This window comes from Mycobacterium ostraviense, from assembly GCF_002705925.1.
GTDB classification, from domain to species: domain Bacteria; phylum Actinomycetota; class Actinomycetes; order Mycobacteriales; family Mycobacteriaceae; genus Mycobacterium; species Mycobacterium ostraviense.
In genome coordinates this window covers 4,745,558-4,765,186 of sequence record NZ_NKRE01000001.1, presented here as the reverse complement: position 1 = coordinate 4,765,186, position 19,629 = coordinate 4,745,558, and the positions used below count along the sequence as shown (strand labels likewise).

Annotated in this window: 15 protein-coding genes; 5 read left to right on the top strand and 10 right to left on the bottom strand. The window is 66.5% G+C overall.

Translation table 11 applies throughout. From position 1 onward, the window contains the following. Positions 1–43 precede the first annotated feature (43 nt). Complete coding sequence (locus tag CDN38_RS22205) at positions 44–655, bottom strand: Rv2466c family mycothiol-dependent reductase (RefSeq protein ID WP_075512925.1); 612 nt, start codon at positions 653–655, stop codon at positions 44–46. Between the two features lie 92 nt (positions 656–747). Next, positions 748–2,469 (bottom strand): PE family protein, encoded by a 1,722-nt coding sequence (locus CDN38_RS22200; protein ID WP_099319179.1) that lies wholly within the window; start codon positions 2,467–2,469, stop codon positions 748–750. Positions 2,470–2,651: 182 nt separating this feature from the next. Here CDN38_RS22200 and pepN point away from each other — a divergent pair, with 182 nt between their 5' ends. Continuing rightward, positions 2,652–5,255 (top strand): aminopeptidase N, encoded by a 2,604-nt coding sequence (gene pepN / locus CDN38_RS22195; protein ID WP_075512964.1) that lies wholly within the window; start codon positions 2,652–2,654, stop codon positions 5,253–5,255. A gap of 75 nt (positions 5,256–5,330) precedes the next feature. On the opposite strand, the gene CDN38_RS22190 is transcribed toward pepN, so the two are convergent. The 3 genes from CDN38_RS22190 to CDN38_RS22180 form a co-directional block, all read right to left on the bottom strand. After that, a complete protein-coding gene (locus CDN38_RS22190; RefSeq protein WP_075512923.1) occupies positions 5,331–5,798 on the bottom strand; it encodes a DUF5130 domain-containing protein in 468 nt (155 codons plus the stop codon). Then, positions 5,785–6,012, bottom strand: coding sequence for an aa3-type cytochrome oxidase subunit CtaJ (gene ctaJ / locus CDN38_RS22185; protein WP_036418297.1), 228 nt, complete (start codon positions 6,010–6,012; stop codon positions 5,785–5,787). The genes CDN38_RS22190 and ctaJ overlap by 14 nt, the downstream gene beginning before the upstream one ends. A 63-nt stretch (positions 6,013–6,075) precedes the next feature. Continuing rightward, positions 6,076–6,750 (bottom strand): HNH endonuclease, encoded by a 675-nt coding sequence (locus CDN38_RS22180; protein ID WP_075512922.1) that lies wholly within the window; start codon positions 6,748–6,750, stop codon positions 6,076–6,078. 208 nt (positions 6,751–6,958) lie between these two features. Here CDN38_RS22180 and CDN38_RS22175 point away from each other — a divergent pair, with 208 nt between their 5' ends. The 4 genes from CDN38_RS22175 to CDN38_RS22160 all read left to right on the top strand — a co-directional run bounded on the left by CDN38_RS22175 (position 6,959) and on the right by CDN38_RS22160 (position 10,362). Beyond that, positions 6,959–7,696: a hypothetical protein gene (locus CDN38_RS22175; RefSeq protein ID WP_075512921.1), complete on the top strand. Its 738-nt coding sequence runs from the start codon at positions 6,959–6,961 to the stop codon at positions 7,694–7,696. Between the two features lie 74 nt (positions 7,697–7,770). Further along, entirely contained in the window at positions 7,771–8,166 is a 396-nt protein-coding gene (locus CDN38_RS22170) for a globin (RefSeq protein WP_075512963.1), read from the top strand. Then, entirely contained in the window at positions 8,166–9,755 is a 1,590-nt protein-coding gene (locus CDN38_RS22165) for a glycoside hydrolase family 13 protein (RefSeq protein WP_099319178.1), read from the top strand. The genes CDN38_RS22170 and CDN38_RS22165 overlap by 1 nt, the downstream gene beginning before the upstream one ends. A 10-nt stretch (positions 9,756–9,765) precedes the next feature. Then, positions 9,766–10,362, top strand: coding sequence for a class I SAM-dependent methyltransferase (locus CDN38_RS22160; protein WP_075512919.1), 597 nt, complete (start codon positions 9,766–9,768; stop codon positions 10,360–10,362). Between the two features lie 15 nt (positions 10,363–10,377). Here the strand turns inward: CDN38_RS22160 and CDN38_RS22155 are convergent, their stop codons facing one another. The 5 genes from CDN38_RS22155 to CDN38_RS22135 form a co-directional block, all read right to left on the bottom strand. Further along, on the bottom strand, positions 10,378–11,064 hold the full coding sequence (locus CDN38_RS22155) for a DUF8010 domain-containing protein (protein WP_075512962.1): 687 nt from the start codon (positions 11,062–11,064) through the stop codon (positions 10,378–10,380). Then, positions 11,061–11,477: an acyl-CoA thioesterase gene (locus CDN38_RS22150; protein WP_075512918.1), complete on the bottom strand. Its 417-nt coding sequence runs from the start codon at positions 11,475–11,477 to the stop codon at positions 11,061–11,063. Before CDN38_RS22150 ends, CDN38_RS22155 begins: the two co-directional genes overlap by 4 nt. Continuing rightward, positions 11,474–16,285, bottom strand: coding sequence for an NAD-glutamate dehydrogenase (locus CDN38_RS22145; protein ID WP_075512917.1), 4,812 nt, complete (start codon positions 16,283–16,285; stop codon positions 11,474–11,476). The genes CDN38_RS22150 and CDN38_RS22145 overlap by 4 nt, the downstream gene beginning before the upstream one ends. Before the next feature lie 103 nt (positions 16,286–16,388). Beyond that, positions 16,389–18,065, bottom strand: a complete 1,677-nt coding sequence (gene ettA / locus CDN38_RS22140; RefSeq protein ID WP_036418315.1) for an energy-dependent translational throttle protein EttA — start codon at positions 18,063–18,065, stop codon at positions 16,389–16,391. Positions 18,066–18,142: 77 nt separating this feature from the next. After that, positions 18,143–18,670, bottom strand: a complete 528-nt coding sequence (locus tag CDN38_RS22135) for a single-stranded DNA-binding protein (protein ID WP_306316101.1) — start codon at positions 18,668–18,670, stop codon at positions 18,143–18,145. Positions 18,671–19,629: the final 959 nt, after the last annotated feature.

Genomic DNA, 19,629 nt, shown 5'->3' with positions numbered 1-19,629 from the left:
CGTCATTGTGCCCGACACCCGCCGCGGGTCGTCGTCGCCCGGCCTAATCGAACTCGGGGCGCTCGGTGCGAGTCCTCTTGAGCTCGAAGAAATGGGGGTAGGCGGCGAATGTCAAAGACGCGTCCCAGAGCTTGCCGGCCTGCTCGCCGCGCGGAATCTTCGATAGCACCGGCCCGAAGAACGCCACCCCGTTGACGTGAATGGTCGGCGTGCCCACGTCGTCACCCACGGCGTCCATCCCGGCGTGGTGGCTCTTGCGCAGGGCGTCGTCGTAGGCATCGGTGGTAGCGGCTGCGGCCAGTTCGGCCGGCAGACCGACCTCCGCCAACGATTGGGTGATGACGTCCTCGAGGTCCTTGTTGCCCTCGTTGTGAATCCGGGTGCCCATCGCGGTGTACAGCGGGGCCAACACGGCGGCGCCGTGAACCTGCTCGGCGGCGATCGCCACCCGCACCGGTCCCCAGGCCTTCGCCAGACCTTCGCGATACTGCTCGGGTAGGTCTTCGCGGCTTTCGTTGAGTATGGCCAGGCTCATGACGTGGAAGTTCGCCTCGATATCGCGGACTGTTTCCACCTCGAGAATCCAGCGCGACGTGATCCACGCCCACGGGCACAGCGGGTCGAACCAGAAATCGGCAACAGACCTCTCGGGCATCGCGAACTTCCTCTCGTTGACGGTCAGATAGGCGCAACCGCGGTACCGGCAGGATTGTTCCCGCGTCGCCCTAGCCCGATCGCCTCAGCCCGTCAGCCGGCTTGACCGGAATTGCCGGAGCCGCCCGTCGCACCGGTTGCGCCGTTCTGGCCAGCCGCGGCGGGCCCGCTCTGGCCAACTCCACCGGGGCCGCCCAAACCGCCGGACCCGCCCGTGCCGCCACTACCGCCGACACCACCGAGGCCGGACACACCGGATTGGCCGATCAGTCCGCCGGCTCCGCCAGCGCCGCCGTTGCCGCCGTCGCCACCGTCGCCGCCGCCACCACCGGTACCGCCATCACCGCCGGCTCCCCCAGCACCCATAAACGCCAACTGGGCATTGGTGCCGCCGCTGCCGCCGTTTCCGCCGACCCCGCCGAATCCGCCCAGAGACCCGGTGCCGCCGGCGCCACCGGCACCTCCGACACCTCCGCTACCACCGTCTCCGATCAACCAGCCACCACGGCCGCCGACACCCCCTGTGCCGCCGTTGCCGCCGAGGCCGCCAGCAATGCCGTCACCGCCCCGCCCTCCGACCCCACCGTCGCCGCCCTTGAAGGTGGTTCCAAAGGTCCCGGACCCATCGGCGGTGCCACCGGCGCCACCTGCGCCGCCGGCGGCGCCGGTTCCGCCTGCCCCGCCCGCACCGCCTTGACCGCCGATCGCGTTGGCCCTTCCGCTTGTTGACAGCTGGGTATTGGCAGTGCCACCGGCGCCACCGGTGCCGCCCATCGCCCCGGCGCCGCCAGCACCACCGTCGCCACCGTCACCACCAATAGCGGTTGCTGACGACGCACCCGTGACGGTGGCGGTGCCGCCGGTGCCACCGGTGCCGCCCATCGCGCCGTCGCCACCGTTGCCACCGAGACCGCCGTTACCACCTGTGATGCCGGTAACAGTGGTCGACGAGGTGGTGCTGGCTCCGCCGTGGCCGCCGACACCGCCGATCTCTCCGACGGCAGTACCGCTACTGGCGTTGCCGCCGGCGAGGCCGTTGGCATTGGTCTTATCCAGACCCGCGCTGCCGTTCCCGGCGTACGTGTATGGCGCACCGGCAGGGCCGGGGTTGACACCGGCGACGCCGGCCCCACCATCTCCGCCGACACCGCCGTTGCCGCCCATACCCCACAGCCCGGCGTTGCCGCCGGCACCACCGTTACCGCCAAGCCCGCCGGCGACGCCGGCGCCACCAGCGCCGCCGTTGCCGCCGTTGCCAGCGAGCACCCCACCGGCTCCGCCGGCGCCCCCCGACTGACCTGGACCGCCCGCGCCGCCGTTACCTCCGTTGCCGACCAGCCCGGCCGCCCCGCCGGCCCCGCCCGACTGGCCGGGCCCGCCAGCCCCACCATTGCCGCCGTTCCCGTACAACAAGCCGCCGGGGCCACCGGGCTGGCCGGGCGCGCCGTTAGCGCCGTTGCCGATCAGCGGGCGCCCCAACAACGCCTGGGCGGGCGCGTTCACCGCGCCCAACGCCGCCTGCATAGGCGAGGCGTTGACCGCCTCGGCGTTGGCATACGAGCCCGCACCCGCGGTCAAGGCGCGCACAACCTGGTCATGAAACGCCGCCGCTTGGACGCTGAGGGCTTGATATGCGTGTCCGTGCGCGCCGAACAGTGCGGCGATGCCCGTCGACACCTCATCGGCGGCCGCGGCGACCAACCCGGTCGTCGGGGCAACCGCTGCGGCGTTGGCCGCGGCGATCGTCGAACCGATAGTCGCCAACCCTTCCGCGGCCGTCGCCATCGTGTCTGGTGCCGCGATTACAAATGGCATCGCCCAACCTCCCGCTGCCGGACTAGTGCAGGTCAACACCTCGGGACTGCTGCATTGCACGCTACCGAGACAGCACCCGAGAGATGGTGCGTTTGCGTCAAATCTTGGGTGCAGGCCTTTGGCCAACGATGACACCGCGACCGAGATCCCCGTGTTGCGTGGCTGTCGATATGTTGGAGCCCGTGGCCCTTCCGAATCTCACCCGCGAACAGGCAATCGAGCGCGCCGCCCTGGTTACCGTCGACAGCTACCAGATCAACCTCGATGTGACCGACGGGCGTGGCGGCCCCGGCGAACAGACTTTCCGGTCCACCACCACGGTGGTATTCGACGCGCTCGCCGGCGCCGACACGGTGATCGACATCGCCGCCGAGACCGTCCGCAACGCCAGCCTCAATGGCGCAGAACTGGACGTCTCCGGCTATGACGAGTCGACCGGGATCCCGCTGCGAGGGCTGGCCAACCGCAACGTCGTCATCGTCGACGCCGACTGCCGGTACTCCAACACCGGCGAAGGTCTGCACCGCTTCGTCGACCCCGTCGACGGCGAGACGTACCTGTACTCGCAATTCGAAACCGCCGACGCCAAGCGGATGTTCGCCTGCTTCGACCAGCCCGACCTCAAGGCCACGTTCGAGCTGCGGGTCACCGCGCCCGGGCACTGGAAGGTGATCTCCAACGCCGCTGCCACCTCGTTGGACAAAGGGGTGGACAACGGGGTGCACACCTTTGCCACCACCCCGCCGATGAGCACCTATCTGGTGGCGCTGATCGCCGGACCGTACGCCGCCTGGCATGACACCTACCGCGACGAGCACGGCGAGATCCCGCTGGGGCTCTACTGCCGGGCGTCGTTGGCGCAATTTATGGACGCCGAGCGGTTGTTCACCCAGACCAAGCAGGGATTTGGCTTCTACCACAAGCACTTCGGGCTGCCCTACGCGTTCGGTAAATACGACCAGCTGTTCGTGCCCGAATTCAATGCCGGTGCGATGGAAAACGCCGGCGCGGTGACCTTCCTCGAAGACTACGTGTTCCGCAGCAAGGTCACCCGCGCCGCCTACGAGCGGCGCGCCGAGACGGTATTGCACGAGATGGCACACATGTGGTTCGGCGACCTGGTCACCATGAAGTGGTGGGACGACCTGTGGCTCAACGAGTCCTTCGCCACCTTCGCATCGGTGCTGTGCCAAAGCGAGGCGACCGAGTTCACCGAGGCCTGGACGACGTTCGCCACCGTCGAAAAGTCATGGGCCTACCGCCAGGACCAACTGCCGTCGACGCACCCGATCGCCGCCGACATCCCCGACCTGGCCGCGGTGGAGGTGAACTTCGACGGCATCACCTACGCCAAGGGTGCGTCGGTGCTCAAACAGCTGGTCGCCTACGTCGGGCTGGAGCATTTCCTGGCCGGGCTGCGCGACTACTTCCGCAGCCACGCGTTCGGCAACGCCACGTTCGACGATCTGATTGCCGCGCTGGAAAAGGCTTCCGGCCGCGACCTGTCGACCTGGGGTCAACAGTGGCTGAAGACCACCGGGCTCAACACGCTGCGGCCGGACTTCGACGTCGACGAGGACGGTAGGTTCACCCGGTTTACGGTGCAGCAGAGCGGGGCCGCGCCGGGCGCGGGTGAGACCCGGGTGCACCGGCTGGCGGTGGGTATCTATGACGACGATGTCTCCAGCGGGTCGGGCAAACTGGTCCGGGTCCACCGCGAGGAACTAGACGTCGCCGGCCCGGAGTCGGAAGTGCCTGCGCTGGTTGGTGTTCCGCGCGGCAAGCTGATTCTGGTCAACGACGACGACCTGACCTACTGCTCGCTGCGGCTGGACGCCGAGTCACTGCAGACAGCACTGCAGTGCATCGCCGGCATCGCCGAGCCGCTGCCGCGCAGCCTGGTGTGGTCGGCAGCGTGGGAGATGACCCGCGAGGCCGAATTGCGCGCCCGCGACTTCGTGGCACTGGTCTCGGCCGGCGTGCAGGCCGAGACCGAGGTCGGCGTGGCGCAGCGGTTGCTGATGCAGGCGCAGACCGCGCTGGGTTCCTACGCCGAGCCGTGCTGGGCCCGCGAGCATGGTTGGCCGCAGTTCGCCGACCGGCTACTGCAATTGGCCCGCGACGCCGCGGCCGGCTCCGATCATCAGCTGGCCTTCGTCAACGCGTTGTGCGGGTCGGTGCTGTCGCCCCGCCACGTCGAAACCGTGGTCGCGCTGCTCGACGGTGACCCCGCCGAATTGGGACTGGCGGGCTTGGACGTCGACGCCGACCTGCGCTGGCGCATCGTGATCGCGCTGGCAACCGCGGGCGCCGTTGACGCCGACGGGCCGCAGTCACCGAGGATCGATGCCGAAGAACAGCGCGACCCGACCGCCACCGGCAAGCGGTACGCCGCCCAGGCCCGCGCGGCGCGGCCGCAATTCGAGGTCAAGGAGAGCGCCTTCACCACCGTGGTCGAAGACGACACCCTGGCCAACGCCACCAGCCGCGCGATCATCGCGGGCATCGCCGCGCCGGGGCAAGCTGAGCTGCTCAAGCCGTTCACCGCACGCTATTTCGAGGCGATCCCGGGAGTGTGGGCACGGCGATCCAGCGAGGTCGCGCAATCGGTGGTAATAGGGCTGTATCCCGGTTCCGACATCAGCGAGGAAGGCATCGCCGCCGCCGACAGCTTCCTGTCCGCCCCGGACTCCGAGCTACCGCCGCCGTTGCGCCGGTTGGTGCTGGAGGGCCAAGCCGGCGTCAAACGGTCGCTGCGGGCCCGGCGATTCGACGCGTCCGAATAGCGCGAACGTCGCGTCTGCGCCTGCAACGCGAACCGCCGCGGGTGTACGACCGCGCACGGTCGCGCCCGGGTGGAATTATGCCGCCGAGATCCCGGCACTGATGACGCGGATCGCGCTGATCAGCCCGTCGATCAGGTGACCCTGCTCGAACGCCGACGACGCGGCGGCCACGCCCAGGGGAGCTGCCGACTCGGCACCGCGGCCCCGCAGCGCCGAGCCGTAGACCACCTCGATGGCGGACTGGTTGGGTGAAACCGCGATCAGCACCGCGTCGTTAGGTGTGGGTACCTTCGCCAGAATCTCCCGCGCCCGTGCGGCGGTGTCATCACCCAGATCACCCAGGTAGACGGCGAAGCGAGCCCTGGACGCCCGCGAGCTGTAGACCAGCGCGTCGTCCAGAGCCACGAGGTCCTTGGTCGGGAACGGATAGTGCACCGACAGTTCCCCGGGCTCGGTGACCCCGGAGATCCGGCCGCTGCTGGTGATCACCCAGCCCTTCGCCAGATCGGTGGGTTCAATCGTCGCAACGTCACCATGTGCCACTGGCGCCACCTCCAACCGAGAACTCTGACGAACCGTGCCCGCCGTGGGCGCCGCCGACAGCTTCGTCGGTCGCGGCCCACAGGATCGGTGGATGTGTCCAACGCTCCGACATTTCGTAGGTTGCGGGGTGCGGTCCCTTGCGGGTGAAGATCATCAATGCCAGCACGACCACCAGCAACAGCGGGATTCCGACGAACAAGAGGTGAATCTCCATAGCGTTCACGACGCAAACCGTATCCCACCGAGGGCCCCTCAGGGCACCGAGGACGGCAGAAAATCAGGCCGCGCCTTCACCGAGGTATCGCTCCCACGACGGGTCCAGCTCTTTGACCGTGGACAGCAGCCGCCAGTGCTGCCCGGTCGGCGGCAGCGGCCTGCGGCGCAGTGACCAGCCGATTTCGGTCAGCAGCTTGTCGCCCTTGCGGTGATTGCATGTCGAGCAGCACGCGACGCAGTTCTCCCACGAGTGCTCGCCCCCACGGCTGCGTGGCACCACGTGGTCGACGGTATCGGCCTTGGCCCCGCAATAGGCGCAGCAGAAGCGATCGCGGTGCATCAACGCAGCACGGGTCATCGGGACCCGCGCCCGGTAAGGAACCCGGACGTAAGTTCGCAGCTGGATGACCGACGGCACCACGATCGAGCTGGTCGCCGAGTGGATGACCGGACCGGCGGGATCGTCATGCACCACGTCGGCCTTACCGCAGATCACCATGACGACCGCCCGCCGCATCGGCAACGCGGTGAGCGGCTCGTAGGTGGAGTTCAGCAGCAGCACCCGCCGGCGGTTCCAGACCGATGCGCTCTCCGAGCGGTTGGGCGGATGGGTTTCGACCCCCAGGGCGGGTCGGTGGGGGTGGGCACTGTGCAGGCATGCTGCGGTTGCAGGCCCTGTTCCACCTGCCGCGGCACCGCTATTGCGATGGCTGCGGCGCTTTTTGCCCTGCGCCATAGATCCTCCGCGGAACAGTCCACCATGATTTTTTGCCGACCGCACGCCAATTGCCTGGACCACGCCGTGTCGATCGGGTGAACACCGGGGTACCGAACCGACGGTACTGCCGCTAGGCGTCGGCAGCGGCGGTAGCGGAGTGCAACACTGGCATCACTGGTCGCGATCCCGCTGCGCCATCCGGCGCTCAACAAGAGGAGCTGTCGACATGCCGGGTGGTGCGGGTCCGCCAGGTGATCCCGGTAATGAGGACACGACGGCAGAACGCTATCGCCGCATCGCGCGAAACCCGCTCACCCCGCGTGCCGCCGTGGCTGAGCTGCTCGCCTCGATGAACCGCGTCATCGAAATCATCGAGCCAGATCCACAGTTGCCGGCAGCGCTGAGTTTCTCGCGATCCAGGCAAGCCGCGCTGGCCGCCAAGCGCGGGATCGCGAAAGGTTTGGCTGAACGAGATGCCGCCGATCGCGCCGAGCCTCGGCGCCGGGAACTGCCCGAACGGCTCCAGACCGCTTTGCGCGCGATTGACGACTGCATTTCCGGGATGCAGCACCTCGACGGGAAAAGGTTGGAGATCGCCGGCGCCGCACGCCAGGAAGGCTTCGTAGTGGCATCAGACGGCTGCGTCAGCATCGGGACAGCAGCTCAACGCTCGGTGGGTGACGAGGCCACCATGTGCCGCGCCCGCTACGAGCATCGCCTCATGTCGGTGCTCGCGGAGATGGCCGCGCTGCAGGAGCGCTCCGTGGCCACGATCACCGAACGATTGGGCGCCGACGAACCGGGGATACCCTGGTCTTTCATCGAGTGCGCCAAGGCCGGCGTCGAGCTGAGCACCTTCGAAACGGGTGGCGCAGGCCTGCCGCCGTCGCCGCTGCGCGATCTGTTGGACCGGCTTGCTGCCGACATGGCGAGCGCCAAGCGACGATTCGGCCCCAACCGCTAGGGATGGTCGGACCGGAGCCGAAGGTGAGATCGACATCACGCGGCGTCGGCGATTCATAGACCACAATGGAAGCAATGGAACCGCAACAGCAATCCTTCTACGACGCCGTCGGCGGCGCCAAGACGTTCGACGCGATCGTGTCACGCTTCTACGAACAAGTCGCAGAAGACGAAATCCTGCGTCCGCTCTATCCCGAGAAGGACCTATCCGGCGCCGAAGAGCGACTGCGGATGTTCCTCGAGCAATATTGGGGCGGCCCGCGAACCTACTCCGAACAGCGCGGGCATCCCCGGCTGCGGATGCGGCACATGCCGTTTCGGATCACGCCCATCGAGCGCGACGCCTGGTTGCGGTGCATGCACACCGCGATCGCCTCCATCGATGCACAGACCCTGGACGACGAGCGCCGCCGCGAGTTGCTCGCCTATCTCGAGATGGCAGCCCACTCGTTGGTGAATTCCGCGTTTTGATGGCCGCCGCAGTGGATCGAGAAGATCAGCCACGGCCGTGGTGGTCGGACGCGGTGTTCTACCAGGTGTATCCGCGCTCGTTCGCCGACAGCGACGGCGACGGGGTCGGCGACCTCGACGGGCTTACGGCCCGCTTGGAGTATTTGCAGCAGCTCGGCGTCGACGGGATCTGGATCAACCCGGTCACCGTCTCGCCGATGGCCGACCACGGTTATGACGTTGCCAACCCTCGGGACATCGATCCGCTTTTCGGCGGGATGGCAGCGTTCGAACGACTGGTCGCGGCTGCACATCAACGGGGCATCAAGGTCACCATGGACGTAGTGCCCAACCACACCAGCTCCCAGCACCCGTGGTTTCAGGCGGCGCTGGCCGCCGGCCCCGGCACCGACGCGCGGGACCGCTATTTCTTTCGCGACGGCCGGGGCCCGGACGGGTCGCTGCCGCCGAACAATTGGGAGTCCGTCTTCGGCGGACCGGCATGGACTCGGGTGACCGAACCGGACGGCAACCCAGGCCAGTGGTATCTGCACCTCTTCGACGCCGAGCAGCCCGACCTCAACTGGGACAACCCAGAGGTCTTCGACGACTTCGAGAAGACACTGCGCTTCTGGCTGGAACGCGGGGTGGACGGGTTCCGCATCGACGTGGCCCACGGCATGGCCAAGCCCGCTGGGCTGCCCGACGCCGCCGACGAAGCCAAGATCTTGCGCCACACCGATGACGACCCACGCTTCAACCGCCCGCAGGTACATGCGATCCACCGCGATATCCGCGCAGTTATGGACGACTACCCGGGGGCGGTCACCGTCGGCGAGGTCTGGGTGCAGGACAACACCCGATGGGCCGAATATGTACGGCCCGACGAACTGCACCTCGGCTTCAACTTCCGGCTGACCCGGACCGAGTTCGACGCCACCGAGATCCACGGCGCCGTGCAGAACTCGCTGGCGGCTGCGGCAATAGAAAACGCCACGCCGACCTGGACGCTGGCCAACCATGATGTGGGACGGGAGGTCACCCGCTACGGCGGCGGCGTGACTGGGCTGCGCCGGGCGCGGGCAATGGCGATGGTCATGCTCGCCCTGCCGGGGGCGGTATTTCTCTACAACGGTCAGGAACTCGGGCTGCCCGATGTGGACCTGCCCGACGAGGCGCTGCGGGATCCGGCGTGGAAACGCTCCGGCCACACCGAACGCGGCCGCGACGGGTGCCGGGTGCCGCTGCCGTGGTCGGGCGACGCTCCCCCGTTCGGGTTTTCGACGTGCGCCGACACCTGGTTACCGATGCCGCGGGAATGGGCCGCGTTGACCGTCGAGAAGCAGCGTGCAGATCCCGATTCGACGTTGTCGTTCTTTCGTCGTGCGCTCGAATTGCGAAGGGAGCACGCCCAATTCGGTGGCAGCCAGATCGATTGGCTGCCGGCACCAGGCGACGCGGTGGTATTTCGGCGCCGCGGCGGCGGGCTGGTGTGCGCATTGAATGCGGGCCCTCACCCGATCACCCTGCCCCCGGGCGAGCTGCTGATGGCGAGCGGGCCGTTGGTCGCCGGACAGCTGCCGCCGGACACCGCGGCCTGGTTGGTTTAGCCCGCACAGCGTGGCGGACTACTGGAACCACAACACCGCCTATCACCCATGGCTGGTCGATATCGCAGCGCGACACCACGGCGACGTCTTGGATGTGGGGTGCGGTGAGGGCCTGCTGGTGCAGCGGCTGGCATCGGTATCGCGCCGGGTGGTCGGCATCGATCCTGACGCTGCCACAGTCGAGCGAGCACGTCTCCGGCTGCACTCGATGGCCAACACGTCGTTCGATCGCTGCGACTTTCAGGGCTATACCGCGCCCGAGCGAAGCTTTGATGTCATCGCATTCGTGGCCAGCATTCATCACCAGCCGCTGCGAGAAGCGCTGGCCAAAGCGCGCCGGCTACTCAAGCCCGGCGGCGAGCTGGCCGTCGTGGGGCTTGCGGCGAACACGACGATCCGCGACTGGGCGTGGTCGCTGCTCTGCACCCCCTGGGTCCGCATAGGATCGCTGCTTCATCGGGAGACCCGTGACATCGGCGTACCGGTCACCGAGCCCCATGAAAACCTCGATCAGATCCGACAGGTAGCCACCGAGGTTTTGCCCAACGCCGAAGTCCGACGGGGCCTCTACTACCGGTATCGCTTGCACTGGCGAGACCCGCGATAGCAAAACCATCTCGCGTCAGCGCAGGACCAGAGCGGGATGACCGCGCCGCCGGTACACAGACCCGAAGCGGGCGTCGAGCCGCAACCAGGTCGGCAGAATCCGGACCCGGATCATCTCGTCGGCGTCGATCACCTCCGCGGGCTGCGGCAGGAAACCCATTGCGGTTAAAGCGAACACACAGCGCATCGGTAGCCCGACGACGACGTCGCCGGAACTGACCTGGATGACCTCCTGATCCAGCAGCGACGCCGGTGGACCCTGAGAACTGCCGTATTCCTTGGCCAGCCGTGCGCCGGTCGCCGCCAGATCCAGCATCACCCGGGCCGGCACGTCATCGAGGTGGACGAAACCGGACTCCGGGGGCAGCGCACCCCGCCACGCCGAGTCCATCCCATAGCCTGGATCGACATAGCCCGACGTGTCCATCGCTTCCAGTCCGCGCGCCAATCCTGCTGCCCCCACCGAAAAATCGTCGGGCCGCACCCTGCCGGCCACCACCCGGCTGGCCAGCACGTCGAAACCCGTTGCCACCCAAGCTGTCAGCAATCCGGCCGACCGTGCCCGGATACGAATGATCGCCGCGTCGTCGAGTCGCATCGCACGTTCGACGAACGTGGCCAGATCCGCGCGGTGAGCCGGGTCGGTCAGCCACAGGCCGCGCTCGGCTCCGCCCCCGGTTCCCTCCGTTAATGCGCCCCCTATTCGCGAAGCCACCGTTGCAGATACTCCCGATGATGTGGCGACAGGCGGACCAACCGCTGTTCTTCGATATGGAACGCGGCTAGCTGCGAATCGGCAAGGACGGCCGGTTTCGAGTCCGGTTCCGCGTTGACCGACCGTACTTCGTAACCCAGGGTGAAGTCGACCGCGCGCAGCCGCTTCACCCAGATCGTCACTTGCAGCGGCGAATCGGAAAGCCGCAGTTGACCTTTGTAGCTAACCCGGACGTCGGCGATGAGCAGGCCGGTGGTGGTGATGTCGGCGGCGAACGCGTCTTTGAGAAACGGGACCCGCGCCTCTTCCAGGATGGTGACCATGGTGGCGTGGTTGACATGCTGGTACATGTCGATGTCGGACCAGCGCACCGCCACCGGCGCTACGAAACCGACACTCATGCGGACGCCCCGCGCCCGCTGGTGCGGGTCATCCGGCGGATTTGGCGTGCCGCCACCGACAGCGTCGCAAGGTCTTTCGCGCCGCATTCCCGAATTTCGTTGAGCGTGCGGCGAGCCCGCTCGACCCGGGATGCGCTGATGTGCTCCCACTCGGCGATCTTCTGCTCCCCGCTTTCGTCGGGTTCGCCGACGGCCAGTACGTCGAAACACAATGCCCGCAGCGAGGCATAGATGTCGTCGCGGATCGCCAACCGCGCCAACGCTTGCCAGCGATCGTTGCGGGGAAGCTCGGAGACCGCGGTCAACAGCCCGTCGGTGCCCAACCGGTCCATCAGGGCAAAGTAGGTGTCGGCGACTTCAGCCGTGTCGATCTCGATGATGTCGGCGATGTCGATGATGTCGAGCAAACTGTAGCGGTACAGGCCCACCGCGACCCGGTAGGCCAAGTCGTGGGGCGCGCCTTGAGTCGTGAACTCAGCCGCTTCCTTCTCGACGATGGCTTTGTCGTCACCGCGCAACCACTCCGACATGCGCGGCGTCATGGCCTTGACCTTCGCGGCGAAGCGGTTGATCTCAGCGCCGACCGCCAGCGGCTGCGGACGATAATTGAGCAGCCAGCGTCCCGCCCGGTCGATCAGCCGACGGGTATCAAGCGTCAGCCGGTCCGACAGTGCGACCGGCAAATTCGCCGCGCGGATGCGCCGCCAGAGATGGTTCACCCCGAAGATGGCGTCGATGGCGACGTAGGTACGCACGGCGTCGATCGGAGTTACGCCGACATCCTCGGCGAGCCGGAAGGCGTAGCTGATACCGGCGTTGTCCACCAGGTCGTTGATCAGCATCGTGGTGACGATCTCGCGACGCAGCTGGTGCGAGCGGATCTCCGAGGTGAACCGTTCCCGTAACGGCCGCGGAAAATAATCGGGCAATCGGGACGCGAACACGTCCTGATCGGGCAGCTCGGTGGTCAGCACCTCCTCTTTGAGCGCCAACTTGACGTGTGCCATCAACGTCGCCAACTCGGGCGAGGTCAGCCCGATGCCCGCCTCGGCCCGCCGCGCAATCTCTTTCTCCGACGGCAGCGCCTCCAATTCCCGGTTGAGTCCCCGCTCGGCCACCAAGTGCCTGATCTGGTCGGCGTGCACCGGCAACAGGCTGGCCGCGTTGGCGCGGCTGGTACCCATCAGGTCGTTCTGATCCTCGTTGTCGGTGAGCACCAGCCGAGCCACCTCGTCGGTCATCGACTCCAGCAGCTGTTTGCGTTCGTCGGCTTTGACCTTGCCCGCAGTGACCAGCGAGTCGATCAGGATCTTGATATTGACCTCATGGTCGGAGCAGTCCACGCCGGCGGAGTTGTCCATCGCGTCGGTGTTGATCCGGCCGCCCGACAGATCGAATTCGACGCGTCCCAGCGCCGTCACCCCCAGGTTGCCGCCTTCGCCGATCACCTTGGCCCGCACCTGGTTGGCGTTGACTCGCACCGGGTCATTGGCCCGATCGCCGACATCGGAGTCCGATTCCGACTCGGCCTTGATGTAGGTGCCGATGCCGCCGTTGAACAGCAGGTCGACCGGCGCCTGCAGAATCGCGCGGATCAGGTTGGGCGGGGACATCTCGGTGACGTCGGTGTCGATGCCGAGCGCGGCACGGACCTGCGGGCTGATCGGAATGGCCTTCTGCACGCGGCTGTAGACGCCGCCACCCTCGCTGATCAGCGACCTTTCGTAGTCGTCCCAGCTTGATCGGGGCAGCTTGAACATCCGCCGCCGTTCCGCCCAGGAGGCGGTGGCGTCCGGATCCGGGTCGAGGAAGATGTGCCGGTGATCGAAGGCCGCCACCAGCCTGATGTGCTTGCTGAGCAGCATGCCGTTGCCGAACACGTCGCCGCTCATGTCGCCGACGCCGACGACGGTGAAATCCTCGGTCTGCGTGTCGACCCCGATTTCGCGGAAGTGTCTCTTGACAGCCTCCCAGGTACCCCGGGCGGTGATGCCCATGGCCTTGTGGTCGTAGCCCACCGATCCGCCGGACGCGAACGCGTCGCCCAACCAGAACCCGTAGGACTTGGCGACGTCGTTGGCGATGTCGGAGAACGTGGCGGTGCCTTTGTCGGCGGCCACCACCAGGTAGGCGTCGTCGCCGTCGCGGCGCACCACCTCCGGCGGTGGGCTGACTTTTCCGGTCGCGTGGTCGACGTTGTCGGTGACGTCGAGCAATCCGGAAATGAACAGCTGGTAGCACGCCACACCCTCGGCGCGGGTGGCATCGCGGTCGGCGGCCGCGTCGCCGGTGGGCAGCGGCGGCCGCTTGAGGACGAATCCGCCCTTGGCGCCGACCGGCACGATGACGGCGTTCTTCACCGCCTGCGCCTTGACCAGGCCCAGGATCTCGGTGCGGAAGTCGTCGCGGCGATCCGACCAGCGCAGGCCGCCGCGTGCGACCGGACCGAACCGCAGGTGCACGCCTTCCACCCGCGGCGAGTACACGAAGATTTCGAACTTGGGACGCGGCAGCGGCAGCTCGTCGACCAACTGCGCGTCCAGCTTGACCGCCAGCACATTGCGGCTTCGGGCCGAACCCTCGCGTGTCACAAAGTAATTGGTCCGCAATGTGGCCTGAACCAGCGAGGCGAAGGCACGCAGGATGCGGTCGGTGTCCAGACCCACCACTGCGTCGATGTCGGCGGCGACGGCGGCCGCGGCCGCTTGGGCATCGCGCCGCGAGCCCGCCGGCCTGGGATCGAACATTGCCTCGAACAGAGTCACCAGCGAGCGCGCGGTCCAGGCATGCTCGTTGAGCACCGATTCGATATAGGACTGGCTGTAGGGGAAGCCTGCCTGCCGCAAGTACTTGGCGTAAGCGCGCAACACGACAACTTGCCGCCAGGTCAGCCCTGCGCGCATCACCAGTTCGTTGAACCGGTCGATCTCGATCCTGCCCTGCCAGATGGCGGTGACGGCATCGGCGAACCGTTGCGCGGCCGCGTCCCGCTCGGCGGCGTTGGTGGCCTTCGGGATGGCGCGATGCAGCGAGATCTTGAACTGATAAATCCAGACCGGCAGTCCGTCGGGACGGGTCACGGTGAACGGCCGCTCTTCGAGGACCTCGACACCCATGCACTGCAGCATGGGCAGCAACTCGCTAAGCGATGCGGTGCAGCCGCCCAAGAACCAGGTCAGCTGGCCGTGACCCTGTTCGTCGCTGTCGGAGAACACCAACTTGACCGAGTCGTCGGTCAGCTTGTTGATGATGGCGATGTGGTCGATGGCATCGGCCGGACTGACCGCCTGTTTGTAGGCCTCGGAGAAGGCCGCCGCGTAATGCTCGGCGTCGTTGTGGCTGACGGAGCCGTCTGCCGCGGCGCTGATCAGGCGGTCGGCCCAGGTTCGCGCGGCCTCGCTCAGCAACGCCTGGATCCGCAGGCGGTTGGCCTCGGAGACATCGACCGAGCCCGGGGGCGAATCTTCGGGCAGTCGGACCATGAAATGCATGAGCGCCCAAGGCGATTCACTGACGCGAGCGGTGAATTCCAGTCGCGTCCCGCCGAACTCGCGGACCAGGATGTCCTCGATCTGCAAGCGCACCGCGGTGGTGTAACGGTCCCGGGGCACGTAGACCAGGCACGAGACGAAGAACTGCAGCCGATCCACCCGCAGGAACAACAAAGCGCGTCGCTGTGATCCAAGATCCACCACGGCTTTGGCCATCTCCAACAGCCGCTCGGCGCTCAGGGTGAAAAGCTCGGGGCGCGGGACGGTCTGGATGACATCGAGCAACAGCTGACCCGGGTGGCTGGGGTCGCTGCCGGCCAACTCGAGCGCCTCCCGAACCCGGCGCGAAATCGCCGGGATTTCCAGGACATCGGCGTTCATGGCGGCGACCGTGAAGAGCCCGACGAAGCGATGTTCGATTACGCTGCCATTCCCGACGTACTCGCGCACCGCGATGGCATACGGGTAAGCGCCGTAACGCAGGTAGCTGCCGACACGTGCCTGGGCCAAGACCAGCATTTTGGTTTCGTCGGTCAGCCGGGGCCGGATGCCTGCCCGCGCCCGCAGGACGCCGAGGCCGCTGGACCCGTCGCCGATGACCATCCCGTCGTCGACCCGGCAGGGCTGGTAGCCCAGCAGCAGAAAGTTGCCATTGCCCAGCCAGCGCAGCAACGCCGCGACCTCCTGACGGTCAGGCGCTGCATAGTGGCCTTCGGGATCAGTGTCAACTGCCGCGGCCAATTCGCTCAGGGTGGCGATCATCGCCGCCGCATCCGTCGCGACCCGCTGGACGTCGGCCAAGACCCTCGGTAACAGCCGTTCGACTTCGGTCAGGGCGTTGCGGTCCACCGAGGGCGCGAGCTGAACGAAAATCCAGGCCTCGCCGGTATACGGTGACGTGCCGGCCGCTTTGGGTTCGATGCGCAACAGCTCACCGGCGGGGCTGCGGCGCACATCGAACACCGGCGTCATGATGGCGGTGTAGTCCACCCCGAGCCGGTGCAGCAGCACCGTCACCGAATCCATCAGCATGCTGCCGTGCTCGGCGACCACCTGCAGCGCCGGCCCGAACCCCGCCGGATCGTCCGCGTGGTACACCGCGACACAACTCTCACCGGCCGCGCGGTGCTGACCGAGCCGATAGTGCGCACCCAACATGCGCGGCGTCAGCAGCGAGCCGGGGGTCTGCGACTCGTCGTCCGATTGGCCGCGGTAGCTATCCAGATAGGCCTGCGAGATCCAGTCAGGGACGTCAGCCGGCCGGGTGAACGTTGTCCACGCCCCGACATCCTGCTTAACTTCGGGATCGCTCGTCATACCGACTGCTCCCAACTCGCCACCGATACCGCGCGCTGTTCGATTGGCCCCACTCCTCAACAGCCGTACCGGCCGCATCGTCGTGGGGCCGGCAGACCTGACACTAGTCGCGCGTCAGCCTCCGATGGGTAACTCGGTGTGGACGCGCAGCTTCGACACCGAGCCGTTCCACCTTGTTTTCCTCGTAGGCGCCGAAGTTTCCCTCAAACCAGAACCACTTGGCCTCGTTGTCGGCATCACCTTCCCACGCCAGGATGTGCGTGCAGGTGCGGTCGAGGAACCAGCGATCGTGCGAGATCACCACAGCACAGCCGGGGAAGTTCACCAGGGCGTTCTCCAAAGAGCTCAGGGTCTCGACGTCGAGGTCATTGGTCGGCTCATCCAACAGGATCAGGTTGCCGCCCTGCTTGAGGGTCAGCGCAAGATTGAGCCGGTTGCGTTCGCCACCCGAAAGCACCCCGGCCGGCTTCTGCTGATCCGGGCCCTTGAACCCGAACGCCGACACATAGGCTCGCGACGGAATCTCGTTTTGACCGACCTCTATGTAATCCAGGCCGTCGGACACGACCTCCCACACGGTCTTCTTCGGATCGATGCCGGCCCGGGCCTGGTCGACGTAGCTCAGCTTGACGGTTTCGCCGATCTTGACAGTGCCGCTGTCCGGTTCTTCGAGCCCGACGATGGTCTTGAACAGGGTGGTCTTGCCGACGCCGTTGGGACCGATGACGCCGACGATGCCGTTGCGCGGCAAAGTGAAGGACAGGTCCTTGATCAGCGTGCGTCCGCCATAGCCCTTGTCGAGATGATCGACCTCGACGACCACGCTGCCCAGTCGCGGTCCCACCGGGATCTGAATCTCTTCGAAGTCGAGCTTGCGGGTTTTCTCCGCCTCGGCGGCCATCTCCTCGTAGCGCTGCAGGCGCGCCTTGCTCTTGGCCTGGCGCGCCTTGGCGCCGGAGCGGACCCAGGCCAGCTCGTCTTGCAGACGCTTTTGCAGTTTGGCGTCCTTGCGGCCCTGCACCGCGATCCGCTCGGCCTTCTTCTCGAGGTAGGTCGAGTAGTTGCCTTCGTAGGGGTAGGCACGGCCCCGATCCAGTTCCAGGATCCATTGGGCGACGTTGTCCAGGAAGTAGCGGTCGTGAGTGACGGCCAAAATAGCGCCGGGATAGACGGCGAGATGCTGTTCGAGCCACTGCACGCTTTCTGCGTCCAGGTGGTTGGTGGGCTCGTCGAGCAACAACAAGTCGGGCTTTGACAGCAATAGCTTGCACAACGCGACGCGGCGCCGTTCACCTCCGGACAGGTTGGTCACCGGCTCGTCGGGTGGCGGGCAGCGCAGGGCGTCCATGGCCTGCTCCAGTTGCGAATCCAGGTCCCACGCGTCGGCGTGGTCCAATACCTCCTGGAGTCGGCCCATCTCCTCCATCAACTCGTCGGAGTAGTCGGTAGCCATCAATTCGGCGACCTCGTTGAATCGATCGAGCTTGACCTTGATGTCCCCCAAGCCCTCTTCAACGTTGCCCCGAACTGTCTTCTCGTCATTCAGCGGCGGCTCCTGTTGCAGGATGCCGACGGTGGCCCCGGTAGCCAGGAAAGCGTCACCATTGTTCGGCTTGTCCAGACCGGCCATGATCCGCAAGACGCTCGACTTACCGGCCCCGTTCGGGCCGACCACACCGATCTTGGCGCCGGGGTAGAAACTCAACGTGACGTCGTCGAGGACCACCTTGTCGCCGTGCGCCTTGCGGACCTTTTTCATCGTGTAGATGAACTCAGCCATGCCGCGGTATTGCCTTTCTGGTCTTGCCGGGTTATCCGGGTTATCCCGCCGACCATCCTAGGCACCGCCTACCGGCATCAAGCCGACAGCGGTAGCGCGGTGTGGTCGGCGGCGTTCTCGGCGGCAGCCGCGTCCGGGACGGGATCAACCCGGGCCGCGAGGTAGTCGTCGCTCACGACGATCCCGGACTGCCCTGTCATTCCGGCTGCCGGAGCGTTCTCGGAACTCGGGCCAGTGTAGCTGGGCTTCTCGATCCGCACGAAAACCCGCGAGAGGTCTGGCCCGACCGACGTCGCCCGCATCTCCAACGAGGACCGGCGATTGCCGTCGCGATCCTCGTACTCGCTGGTGTACACGTGGCCCACCACGATCACCGGCGCGCCCTTGCCCAGCGCCGCGCCTACGCCGCTGACCAGCCTGCCCCAGCAGTTGACGGTGATGAACAGCGAGTTGCCCGGCTCCCAACCGCCGTCGCTGGTCCGTCGGCGTGAATTGCTGGCTACCCGGAACTTGACGACATCTTGGTCGCCAACCTTCCGGCGCTGAGGGTCGTTGACGATGTGACCGACGACGGTCAGCTGCGTTTCAAACATGTGACTCCACATTCCTTTCCCATTCGTGCGAGGTGGTGCTCGTGCTGATGCCCATTGAGCCCCGGGTCACCGACAAGTCAGTGACAAACGGGCCCCCGGGGGGCCCCGGGCGAGGTAGGCCAGTGGAAAAGGTCGGGACTGGGGATAACTGGGGATAACAGCCCCGCTATCGCCATGGCCCGACTGCCCACCAGTCACCCGCTCGCCACCGGCCCCGCAATGAGTCGTGCCCGACGATTAGCGGTAATTCCGTTGTGCACGTTGACTTGTCGCTGTTTGCCGGGCAAGACGCGTACCGGAGCCAATCACAAACAGTGGGACAGCTGCGACCCGAGTTAGCTCACGATTCGCAGCACCCGGGTCGCTGCAGTCCGTTGATCGCGGATTCGCTTGCTGATGCGCCGAATATTGTGCACTGAACCGAGAGCCAGAACACGCCGTTGGGCCTTCCAGGTGGCCCGGGGCGCTGTGCTGGTTGGGCCTTCCGGTCCATATCGCTGTATAGCCACGTCCGCAACACTGGCCTCTGTCGGAGGCAGAGGCTCGGCGTACCCACCTGCGCGACAACCTCATTCACGGCACGGCCGGCCCTAAAACTGTCGCGCAGAGCGGTCGTGGGGCTGCGGCCCCGGTGTGGGGAGATGGAAATCGCGTGCTGATGCGGTTGCCTCGGCGGCTGAAGGCGCCGACTGTGCGCTGGCGGCGCCGACTGTGCCGTCAGGGCGGCCGATCGTGGGCATTCCCGCCCTGCATACACAGTCAAAGCCGTCACTGCACACTCGATGCGGCGGCATGACCGCCGATTCGGTGAGCACGTAAAACATCCCCCGAACGCCTGCCATCACAAGCGGTTTGAGCGAAGGTGCGGTATCGGCGTGCCGAAAAGAGCCAAGGTGTGCCGAAAACAGAGCCGGGCATCCAAGGCTGCGCAAGAAGACATCGTTGACCAGCCGCATTCGTGGTCACCATGA

Coding starts and splice junctions, on each gene's coding strand:
- CDN38_RS22180 (WP_075512922.1), bottom strand. CDS start 6,750: ATGGCGCAGGGCAAAAAGCGCCGCAGCCATCGCAATAGCGGTGCCGCG.
- ettA (WP_036418315.1), bottom strand. CDS start 18,065: ATGGCTGAGTTCATCTACACGATGAAAAAGGTCCGCAAGGCGCACGGC.
- CDN38_RS22165 (WP_099319178.1), top strand. CDS start 8,166: ATGGCCGCCGCAGTGGATCGAGAAGATCAGCCACGGCCGTGGTGGTCG.
- CDN38_RS22200 (WP_099319179.1), bottom strand. CDS start 2,469: ATGCCATTTGTAATCGCGGCACCAGACACGATGGCGACGGCCGCGGAA.
- CDN38_RS22150 (WP_075512918.1), bottom strand. CDS start 11,477: ATGAGTGTCGGTTTCGTAGCGCCGGTGGCGGTGCGCTGGTCCGACATC.
- CDN38_RS22170 (WP_075512963.1), top strand. CDS start 7,771: ATGGAACCGCAACAGCAATCCTTCTACGACGCCGTCGGCGGCGCCAAG.
- CDN38_RS22135 (WP_306316101.1), bottom strand. CDS start 18,670: ATGTGGAGTCACATGTTTGAAACGCAGCTGACCGTCGTCGGTCACATC.
- CDN38_RS22145 (WP_075512917.1), bottom strand. CDS start 16,285: ATGACGAGCGATCCCGAAGTTAAGCAGGATGTCGGGGCGTGGACAACG.
- ctaJ (WP_036418297.1), bottom strand. CDS start 6,012: ATGGAGATTCACCTCTTGTTCGTCGGAATCCCGCTGTTGCTGGTGGTC.
- CDN38_RS22205 (WP_075512925.1), bottom strand. CDS start 655: ATGCCCGAGAGGTCTGTTGCCGATTTCTGGTTCGACCCGCTGTGCCCG.
- CDN38_RS22175 (WP_075512921.1), top strand. CDS start 6,959: ATGCCGGGTGGTGCGGGTCCGCCAGGTGATCCCGGTAATGAGGACACG.